This window comes from Pseudoalteromonas sp. 19-MNA-CIBAN-0066 (genome assembly GCF_040308705.1).
Classification (GTDB): domain Bacteria; phylum Pseudomonadota; class Gammaproteobacteria; order Enterobacterales; family Alteromonadaceae; genus Pseudoalteromonas; species Pseudoalteromonas nigrifaciens.
Genome location: NZ_JBEONZ010000259.1, coordinates 1 through 262, shown reverse-complemented (window position 1 = coordinate 262; position 262 = coordinate 1). Strand labels below are relative to the sequence as shown.

The following is a 262-nucleotide window of genomic DNA, read 5'->3' as shown; positions in this document are numbered from 1 at the left end:
CCGTGAGACGCTGACACGATTCGCTGATTATGAAATCGACCCTATCAGCCGCAGTTTATACCTAAAAGCGCCAATTGCCAGTCAAGATTTGGAAGGCAACCCTATTTATCTACGCGTTACCGTAGAAGTAGATGAAGGCGGCGAAAAATATTGGGTGGGCGGTATTGCAGCCAAGCAACAACTGACCACTAAAATCGCCATCGGTGGCAGCTATGTCAATAGTGATGACCCACTGAATAAAGAAGAGCTAGCCAGCGTTAAC

General features: G+C 47.3%; 1 protein-coding gene. It reads left to right on the top strand.

Going from position 1 to position 262, the window contains the following annotated elements:
• On the top strand, positions 1–262 hold a 262-nt coding region (locus AAEZ18_RS19060), incomplete at both ends, for a hypothetical protein (protein ID WP_352255985.1).